Origin of the sequence: Streptomyces sp. NPDC058665 (genome assembly GCF_042714995.1) — a bacterium.
Classification (GTDB): domain Bacteria; phylum Actinomycetota; class Actinomycetes; order Streptomycetales; family Streptomycetaceae; genus Streptomyces.
In genome coordinates, this window is record NZ_JBHXRX010000088.1 from 18,783 (window position 1) to 27,902 (window position 9,120).

Sequence of the window (9,120 nt, forward strand, 5' to 3'; positions counted from 1 at the left end):
ACCGCGTCGGACAGGACCTACTCTTCGCGGGCGGCGATGAGGTGGCGGGCGTGTTCCTGGAGTGAACGGACGCCCACGTCGCCGTGGTTGAGCGCGTCGATGCCCTGGACGGCGGCCGCGAGCGCCTGCACCGTCGTCAGGCAGGGGACGCCGCGCGCCACGGCCGCCGTACGGATCTCGTAGCCGTCCAGCCGGCCGCCGGTGCCGTAGGGGGTGTTGACGATGAGGTCGACCTCGCCGTCGTGGATGAGCTGGACGATGGTCTTCTCGCCGTTCGGTCCTGCGCCCTCGAACTGCTTGCGCACGATCGTCGCGTTGATGCCGTTGCGCCGCAGGACCTCGGCGGTGCCGGAGGTGGCGAGCAGTTCGAAGCCGTGCGCGACCAGTTCACGTGCCGGGAAGATCATCGAGCGCTTGTCGCGGTTGGCGACGGAGATGAAGGCGCGGCCCTTCGTGGGAAGCGGACCGTACGCCCCTGCCTGCGACTTGGCGTACGCCGTGCCGAAGACGGAGTCGATGCCCATGACCTCGCCGGTGGAGCGCATCTCCGGGCCGAGCACCGTGTCGACGCCGCGTCCGTGGATGTCGCGGAAGCGCGACCACGGCATGACCGCCTCCTTGACGGAGATCGGCGCGTCCATGGGCAGGGTGCCGCCGTCGCCGCCCGCCGGCAGCAGGCCCTCCGTACGGAGGTCGGCGATCGTGGCGCCGAGCGAGATCCGGGCGGCGGCCTTGGCCAGGGGCACGGCCGTGGCCTTGGAGGTGAAGGGCACGGTGCGCGAGGCGCGCGGGTTGGCCTCCAGGACGTAGAGGATGTCCCCGGCCAGCGCGAACTGGATGTTGATCAGGCCCCGGACGCCGACTCCGCGCGCGATGGCCTCGGTGGAGGCGCGCAGCCGCTTGATGTCGAAGCCGCCGAGGGTGATCGGGGGCAGGGCGCACGCCGAGTCGCCGGAGTGGATGCCGGCTTCCTCGATGTGCTCCATGACGCCGCCCAGATACAGCTCCGTCCCGTCGTAGAGCGCGTCGACGTCGATCTCGATCGCGTCGTCCAGGAACCGGTCCACCAGGACGGGGCGGGTGGGGCTGATCTCGGTGGACTCGGCGATGTACGAGGAGAGGCGGGTCTCGTCGTACACGATCTCCATGCCGCGTCCGCCGAGCACGTACGAGGGGCGGACCAGTACGGGGTAGCCGATCTCGTCGGCGATGGCCTTGGCCTCGTCGAAGGTCGTGGCCGTGCCGTGCTTGGGCGCGGGCAGCCCGGCCTCGGCGAGGACCCGGCCGAAGGCGCCGCGGTCCTCGGCGGCATGGATGGCCTCCGGGGGCGTGCCGACGACGGGGACGCCGTTGTCCTTGAGCGCCTGGGCGAGGCCGAGCGGTGTCTGGCCGCCGAGCTGGACGATGACGCCCGCGACGGGCCCGGCCAGGGTCTCCGCGTGGACGATCTCCAGGACGTCCTCCAGGGTGAGCGGCTCGAAGTAGAGCCGGTCCGAGGTGTCGTAGTCGGTGGAGACGGTCTCCGGGTTGCAATTGACCATCACGGTCTCGTACCCGGCGGCGGTGAGCGCGAAGGAGGCGTGCACGCAGGAGTAGTCGAACTCGATGCCCTGGCCGATGCGGTTGGGGCCGGAGCCGAGGATGATCACGGCGGGCTTCTCGCGCGGCGCGACCTCGCTCTCCTCGTCGTACGAGGAGTAGAAGTACGGGGTCCTGGCGGCGAATTCGGCGGCGCACGTGTCGACCGTCTTGTAGACGGGGCGCACGCCGAGCGCGTGCCGCACCTCGCGTACGACGTCCTCGCGCAGCCCCCGGATCCCGGCGATCTGGGCGTCGGAGAAGCCGTGCCGCTTGGCCTCGGCGAGGAGTTCGGGGCCGAGCCTGTCGGCGGCGGCGAGCTCGTCCGCGTACTCCTTGATCAGGAAGAGCTGGTCGACGAACCACGGGTCGATCTTCGTCGCTTCGAAGACCTCCTCCTGGCTCGCCCCGGCCCGGATCGCCCGCATGACGGTGTTGATCCGGCCGTCGGTGGGGACCTTGGCCAGCTCCAGCAGCTCGGCCTTCGTACCGAGGTCGTCGCCGGTGAAGTCGAACTGGCTGCCCTTCTTCTCCAGGGAGCGCAGCGCCTTCTGGAGCGCCTCGGTGAAGTTGCGGCCGATCGCCATGGCCTCGCCCACCGACTTCATGGTGGTGGTGAGGGTGGCGTCGGCGGCGGGGAACTTCTCGAAGGCGAACCGCGGGACCTTCACCACGACGTAGTCGAGGGTCGGTTCGAAGGACGCCGGGGTCTTCTCGGTGATGTCGTTGGGGATCTCGTCCAGCGTGTAGCCGACGGCGAGACGCGCGGCGATCTTGGCGATCGGGAAACCGGTGGCCTTGGAGGCGAGCGCGGAGGAGCGCGAGACGCGCGGGTTCATCTCGATGACGATGATCCGGCCGTCCACCGGGTCGACGGCGAACTGGATGTTGCAGCCGCCGGTGTCGACGCCGACCTCGCGGATGATCGCGATGCCGATGTCGCGCAGCCGCTGGTACTCGCGGTCGGTGAGGGTCATGGCGGGCGCGACGGTGATCGAGTCGCCGGTGTGGACGCCCATCGGGTCGAAGTTCTCGATGGAGCAGACGACCACGACGTTGTCGTGCTTGTCGCGCATCAGCTCCAGTTCGTACTCCTTCCAGCCGAGGATGGACTCCTCCAGGAGCACCTCGGTGGTCGGCGAGAGCATCAGGCCCTGTCCGGCGATCCGGCGCAGCTCGTCCTCGTCGTGGGCGAAGCCGGAGCCGGCGCCGCCCATGGTGAAGGAGGGGCGTACGACGACGGGGTAGCCGCCCAGTTCGCCGACGCCGGCCAGGATGTCGTCCATCGTGTGGCAGATGACGGAGCGGGCGGACTCGCCGTGTCCGATCTTGGCGTTGACGGCTTCCACGACGCCCTTGAAGAGGTCGCGGTCCTCGCCCTTGTTGATGGCTTCGACGTTGGCGCCGATGAGCTCGACGCCGTACTTCTCCAGGACGCCGTTGTCGTGCATGGAGATCGCGGTGTTGAGCGCGGTCTGGCCGCCGAGCGTGGGCAGCAGCGCGTCGGGCCGCTCCTTGGCGATGATCTTCTCGACGAACTCGGGGGTGATCGGCTCGACGTACGTGGCGTCGGCGATCTCCGGGTCGGTCATGATCGTGGCCGGGTTGGAGTTGACGAGGATGACGCGCAGGCCCTCGGCCTTGAGGACGCGGCAGGCCTGGGTGCCCGAGTAGTCGAACTCGGCCGCCTGACCGATGACGATCGGACCCGAGCCGATGACCAGGACGGACCGGATATCGGAGCGCTTAGGCACGCGGGCCCTCCATCGGGATTGTTTCCATCGAAGACGTGAAGCGGTCGAAGAGGTACGCGGCGTCGTGCGGGCCGGCGGCCGCCTCGGGGTGGTACTGGACGCTGAAGACCGGCCGGTCGAGCAGCCTGAGCCCCTCGACCACGTTGTCGTTGAGACAGACGTGGGAGACCTCGGCGCGGCCGTAGGGGGTGTCGGAGATCCGGTCGAGCGGGGCGTCGACGGCGAACCCGTGGTTGTGCGCGGTGACTTCGACCTTGCCGGTGGAACGATCCTGCACCGGCTGGTTGATGCCGCGGTGGCCGTACTTGAGCTTGTATGTGCCGAACCCCAGCGCACGGCCGAGGAGTTGGTTGCCGAAGCAGATACCGAAGAGCGGGGTGCCGCGCTCCAGCACCCCCTTGACCACCGTGAGGTCGGCGGTGGCGGGGTCGCCGGGGCCGTTGGAGAGGAACACGCCGTCCGGCTCGACCGCGTACACGTCATCGACGGTGGCGGTGGCGGGCAGGACATGCACCTCGATGCCGCGCTCGGCCATCCGCCTCGGGGTCATGCCCTTGATGCCGAGGTCGATGGCGGCGACGGTGAACCGCTTGGTGCCGACGGCCGGGACGACGTACGTCTCGGTGGCGGCGACCTCGGCGGAGAGGTTCGCGCCCTTCATGCCGGGCGCCTGCCGGACCCGCGCGGTCAGCGCCGCGTCGTCCGCCGGTGCGCCGCCGACGAGGGCGTCGCCGGAGAAGATGCCGACGCGCATCGCGCCGCGCTCGCGCAGATGGCGGGTGAGCGCGCGGGTGTCGACGCCGCTGATGCCGACGATGCCCTGCCGTACCAGTTCCTCGTCCAGGGGGCGCCGGGAGCGCCAGTTGGACGGGATACGGGCGGGGTCGCGCACGACATAGCCGGCGACCCAGATCCGGGCCGACTCGTCGTCCTCGTCGTTGACGCCGGTGTTGCCGATGTGCGGGGCGGTCATGACGACGACCTGGCGGTGGTACGAGGGGTCGGTGAGGGTTTCCTGATAGCCGGTCATGCCGGTGGAGAACACCGCCTCGCCGAAGGTCTCCCCCTCGGCCCCGTAGGCACGGCCGCGGAAGCTGCGGCCGTCCTCCAGGACGAGTACGGCGGGAGCGCGGTCGGCTCCCCGGGTGGAGAGGGTCATCGTGCGGTGCCTTCCGTCGTGAATGGTGCGCCGTGCGTGGTGGCCGACGCCCCCGTGGCCGGTGCGTCGTCCGTGGTCATGGACTGGTTCATGAGGTTGATCGCCTCGACCCAGGCGGTGTGCTCCGCCGCGCGGTCCGAGCGGAAGCCGGAGTCGAGCAGCCGGTCGCCGTGCTGCCAGGTCAGGATCAGCAGTCCGCCCTCGGCGAGTACCTTGCCCGCGATGCCCTTGTCGAGCCGGGCGGCGCGCAGTTGGCCCGCCGGGACGAAGAAGTCGGTGGCCCCGGGCCGTACGACGGCCACGCCCGCTTCGGTGAGCGTCAGCTCCACCCGGCTGCGGACGCCGAGGCCGTGGGCGACGATCCGGTCCAGCCACTGACCGGCGGTCGTGGAGCCGTGGTACCGGCCGCTGAGCCGCAGCCGTACGTCTCCGGGGGCCTCCGGTGCCTGGGGCAGCTCCGGCAGGTCGGACTGGAGGCTCCCGCGCCACTTCCAGCCCTGGCGCATCAGCCAGTACACGAAAGCGATGAACAGGAGCAGACCCACCGCCCAGCCGATGCGGGCGGCCCAGTCGGTCACCTCCGCCGACTTCTGCTCGGCGGCCAGATTGATCAGTTCAGCGCTCACGCCAGATTCCCGTCGACGACCGTGGCACGGCCCCGCAGGAAGGTGTGGGTGACACGTCCCGGCAGCTCGCGGCCCTGGTAGGGGGTGTTACGGCTGCGGGAGGCGAAGCCCGCGGGGTCCACCACTCCACGGTAAGCGGGATCGATGAGCGTGAGGTTGGCGGGCTCACCTGCCGAGACGGGACGGCCGTGACCGGCGAGACGGCCGATCTGCGCGGGCCGCACGGACATCCGGTCGGCGACGCCCGCCCAGTCGATGAGGCCGGTGTCGACCATCGTCTCCTGGACGACGGAGAGCGCGGTCTCCAGGCCGACCATGCCCATGGCCGCCGCCGCCCACTCGCAGTCCTTGTCCTCGTGGGGGTGCGGGGCGTGGTCGGTGGCGACGCAGTCGATCGTGCCGTCAGCGAGGGCCTCGCGCAGCGCCAGGACGTCGGCCTCGGTGCGCAGCGGCGGGTTCACCTTGTAGAGCGGGTTGTAGCTCCGTACGAGCTCGTCCGTCAGCAGCAGATGGTGCGGGGTGACCTCGGCGGTGACGTTCCAGCCCTTCGACTTGGCCCACCGGATGATCTCGACCGAACCGGCCGTGGAGAGATGGCAGATGTGGACGCGGGAGCCGACATGGGCGGCCAGCAGGACGTCCCGGGCGATGATCGACTCCTCGGCGACGGCGGGCCAGCCGCCGAGGCCGAGCTCCGCCGAGACGATGCCCTCGTTCATCTGGGCGCCCTCGGTGAGCCGGGGCTCCTGGGCGTGCTGGGCGATGACTCCGTCGAAGGCCTTCACGTACTCCAGGGCCCGGCGCATGATCACCGCGTCGTCCACGCACTTGCCGTCGTCGGAGAAGACCCGCACCCCGGCGGCCGAGTCGTGCATGGCGCCGAGTTCGGCGAGCTGCTTGCCCTCCAGGCCGACGGTGACGGCGCCGACGGGCTGGACGTCGCAGTAGCCGGACTCCCGGCCGAGCCGCCAAACCTGCTCGACGACGCCGGCGGTGTCGGCGACGGGGAAGGTGTTGGCCATCGCGTGTACGGCGGTGAAGCCGCCGACCGCCGCCGCCCTGGTGCCGGTGAGGACGGTCTCGGAGTCCTCGCGGCCGGGCTCGCGCAGATGCGTGTGCAGGTCGACCAGGCCGGGCAGCAGGATCTGTCCCTCGGCCGCCACGACGGTGGCGTCATCCGCCTCGATGCCGATGCCCACCCGCTCGATGACCGTGCCGTCGATGAGGACGTCGCGCGGTTCGCCGCCGAGCACCTTGGCGCCACGGATCAGGGTCTTGCTCATGGTTACTTGCTCTCCTCGGTGGCGGACGACGCGCGGGAATGGGTGACGGCGGGTTCGTTGCCGCCCAGCAGCAGATACAGGACGGCCATCCGCGTCGAGACGCCGTTGGCGACCTGTTCGACGGCCGTGCAGCGGTCGGAGTCGGCGACCTCGGCGGTGATCTCCATACCGCGGTTCATCGGGCCGGGGTGCATGACGATCGAGTTGTCGGGCATCCGGGCCATCCGCTCGCCGTCGAGCCCGTAGCGCCGTGAGTACTCGCGCTCGGTCGGGAAGAAGGCGGCGTTCATCCGCTCGCGCTGGACCCGGAGCATCATCACGGCGTCGGACTTGGGCAGCACCTGGTCGAGGTCGTACGACACCTCGCAGGGCCAGCGCTCGACGCCGATCGGCAGCAGGGTCGGCGGGGCGACGAGTGTGACCTCGGCGCCGAGCGTGTGCAGCAGCAGGACGTTGGAGCGGGCGACGCGGCTGTGCAGGATGTCGCCGACGATCGTGATCCGGCACCCTTCGAGGTCCCTGCCGATGCCCGCGTCGGCGCCGACGAGCCTGCGGCGCATCGTGAAGGCGTCGAGCAGCGCCTGGGTGGGGTGTTCGTGTGTGCCGTCACCGGCGTTGATGACGGCGCCGTCGATCCAGCCGGAGTTGGCGAGGCGGTACGGGGCGCCCGATGAGCCGTGGCGGATGACGACGGCGTCGGCGCCCATCGCCTCCAGCGTCAGCGCGGTGTCCTTGAGCGACTCTCCTTTGGAGACCGACGAGCCCTTGGCCGAGAAGTTGATGACATCGGCGGAGAGGCGTTTGGCGGCGGCCTCGAAGGAGATCCGGGTGCGGGTCGAGTCCTCGAAGAAGAGGTTGACGACGGTACGGCCGCGCAGCGTCGGCAGCTTCTTGATGGGCCGGTCGGCGACCCGGGCCATCTCCTCGGCTGTGTCGAGGATCAGCACGGCGTCGTCGCGGGTGAGGTCGGCGGCGGAGATCAGATGGCCGGGGGTACGGGGGCTTGCCCCTGTGAGGCGCAACATCGGTGGTGCTCCGTTGTGTGGAGGTGGTTCCGGGGTCCGGGGTGCTCCCGGGCGGGCACGGCGGCATCGGGGCGCGCCGACGCCGCGGCCGTGTGCCGGCCCGCGGCGTACGGGAGGACCGCGCTACTGCTCGCCGGCCGGGGCGGGCTCGGCCGGGTCGGGCTTCTTCAGGCCGAGCAGCACCGTGTCGCGGCCGTCCTCCTCGGCGAGCTGCACCTTGACCGTCTCGCGCAGCGAGGTGGGGAGGTTCTTGCCCACGTAGTCCGCGCGGATGGGCAGTTCGCGGTGGCCGCGGTCGACGAGAATGGCGAGCTGGACGGCGCGCGGCCGGCCGATGTCGCCGAGCGCGTCGAGGGCGGCGCGGATGGTGCGGCCGGAGAAGAGCACGTCGTCCACGAGGACGACGAGGCGTCCGTCGACGCCGTCGGCCGGGATGTCGGTGCGGGCCAGCGCGCGGGCGGGCCGCATGCGCAGGTCGTCGCGGTACATCGTGATGTCGAGGGAGCCGACCGGGATCTTGCCGCCGGTGATCTCTTCGAGCTTCTCGCCGAGCCGCCGGGCCAGGAAGACGCCGCGGGTCGGGATGCCGAGCAGAACCACGTCGTCGGCGCCCTTGGCGCGTTCGACGATCTCGTGGGCGATACGGGTCAGTGCCCGTGCGATGTCGGGCGCCTCAAGCACGGGGCGGGCGGCATCAGAGCTGTGCGTGTCCATAAGAAACGGACCTCCTTCTCCGCCTCACGGGACGGACGTTAAAGGACGTCGGATTTGCGCCGTCGACACTACCAGGTCCGGCGGCCTTTTCCGGACTTGTCGCGGGGCGGGTCCGCGGCATTCGGCTTGACGCATCCAAGTCACGCTGCGTAACCTCACAGTGAGTTACCAGCCACGCGGCGGAGCCGCAGATTGTCCCAGCGTCCGGGGAGCCTTATGTCCAGCGAATACGCAAAGCAGCTCGGGGCCAAGCTCCGCGCCATCCGCACCCAGCAGGGCCTCTCCCTCCACGGCGTGGAGGAGAAGTCCCAGGGCCGTTGGAAGGCCGTGGTGGTGGGGTCGTACGAGCGCGGCGACCGCGCCGTGACCGTGCAGCGCCTCGCCGAGCTGGCCGACTTCTACGGTGTGCCGGTGCAGGAGCTCCTGCCGGGCACCACGCCGGGCGGTGCCGCCGAGCCGCCGCCGAAGCTCGTTCTTGACCTGGAGCGTCTCGCCCATGTCCCGCAGGAGAAGGCCGGCCCGCTCCAGCGTTACGCGGCGACCATCCAGAGCCAGCGCGGTGACTACAACGGCAAGGTGCTGTCGATCCGCCAGGACGACCTGCGCACCCTCGCGGTCATCTACGACCAGTCGCCCTCGGTCCTCACCGAGCAGCTGATCAGCTGGGGTGTGCTGGACGCGGACGCGCGCCGCGCCGTGGCCCACGACGAGGGCTGACACCGCGGTACAGAACAGCAGAAACGTCACACCCGGAGGGGCGGACCGCGAGCGGCGGGCCGCCCTTCCGGCGCGTGCGGCCCGGTCACGGAGCGAGAGAGATGTCACCCTCGCGCGCGGGCGGGTCGAACGCGGATACGAGCGGAGCACACCGGTGCGCACGGGGCGCGCCTCACCCGGATGGCCCAACGACTGAAGATCGAGACCCGGCCGCCCGTTCGACGACCACCACGCGCGCCGGAGCCGCCCCCCGTAACGCACTCA

7 protein-coding genes are annotated in these 9,120 nt (G+C 70.5%); 1 reads left to right on the top strand and 6 read right to left on the bottom strand.

Going from position 1 to position 9,120, the window contains the following annotated elements; genetic code table 11:
• Positions 1-17 precede the first annotated feature (17 nt).
• The 6 genes from carB to pyrR all read right to left on the bottom strand — a co-directional run bounded on the left by carB (position 18) and on the right by pyrR (position 8,139).
• The gene (gene carB, locus ACFWV8_RS34985; RefSeq protein WP_384213884.1) at positions 18-3,332 is read right to left on the bottom strand and encodes a carbamoyl-phosphate synthase large subunit; all 3,315 of its coding nucleotides are present in this window, start codon (positions 3,330-3,332) and stop codon (positions 18-20) included.
• Positions 3,325-4,491 (bottom strand): glutamine-hydrolyzing carbamoyl-phosphate synthase small subunit, encoded by a 1,167-nt coding sequence (gene carA, locus ACFWV8_RS34990; RefSeq protein ID WP_384213887.1) that lies wholly within the window; start codon positions 4,489-4,491, stop codon positions 3,325-3,327. The genes carB and carA overlap by 8 nt, the downstream gene beginning before the upstream one ends.
• Positions 4,488-5,102: a hypothetical protein gene (locus ACFWV8_RS34995; protein WP_384213893.1), complete on the bottom strand. Its 615-nt coding sequence runs from the start codon at positions 5,100-5,102 to the stop codon at positions 4,488-4,490. Before ACFWV8_RS34995 ends, carA begins: the two co-directional genes overlap by 4 nt.
• Before the next feature lie 11 nt (positions 5,103-5,113).
• Positions 5,114-6,400, bottom strand: coding sequence for a dihydroorotase (locus tag ACFWV8_RS35000; protein WP_384213889.1), 1,287 nt, complete (start codon positions 6,398-6,400; stop codon positions 5,114-5,116).
• A 2-nt stretch (positions 6,401-6,402) separates the two neighbouring features.
• Positions 6,403-7,425 carry an aspartate carbamoyltransferase catalytic subunit gene (locus ACFWV8_RS35005; protein ID WP_329389945.1) on the bottom strand — a complete coding sequence of 341 codons (1,023 nt, stop codon included), beginning with the start codon at positions 7,423-7,425 and terminating at the stop codon, positions 6,403-6,405.
• Positions 7,426-7,548: 123 nt separating this feature from the next.
• Positions 7,549-8,139 (bottom strand): bifunctional pyr operon transcriptional regulator/uracil phosphoribosyltransferase PyrR, encoded by a 591-nt coding sequence (pyrR, locus tag ACFWV8_RS35010; protein WP_384213891.1) that lies wholly within the window; start codon positions 8,137-8,139, stop codon positions 7,549-7,551.
• Positions 8,140-8,355: 216 nt separating this feature from the next.
• On the opposite strand from pyrR, the gene bldD reads away from it, so the two are divergent.
• Positions 8,356-8,856, top strand: coding sequence for a transcriptional regulator BldD (gene bldD, locus ACFWV8_RS35015; protein WP_023542978.1), 501 nt, complete (start codon positions 8,356-8,358; stop codon positions 8,854-8,856).
• Positions 8,857-9,120 lie beyond the last annotated feature (264 nt).

What these genes read in the sequence shown, in the direction of transcription:
- bldD (WP_023542978.1), top strand. Translation starts at nt 8,356, where the DNA reads ATGTCCAGCGAATACGCAAAGCAGCTCGGGGCCAAGCTCCGCGCCATC.
- ACFWV8_RS35000 (WP_384213889.1), bottom strand. Translation starts at nt 6,400, where the DNA reads ATGAGCAAGACCCTGATCCGTGGCGCCAAGGTGCTCGGCGGCGAACCG.
- pyrR (WP_384213891.1), bottom strand. Translation starts at nt 8,139, where the DNA reads ATGGACACGCACAGCTCTGATGCCGCCCGCCCCGTGCTTGAGGCGCCC.
- ACFWV8_RS35005 (WP_329389945.1), bottom strand. Translation starts at nt 7,425, where the DNA reads ATGTTGCGCCTCACAGGGGCAAGCCCCCGTACCCCCGGCCATCTGATC.
- carA (WP_384213887.1), bottom strand. Translation starts at nt 4,491, where the DNA reads ATGACCCTCTCCACCCGGGGAGCCGACCGCGCTCCCGCCGTACTCGTC.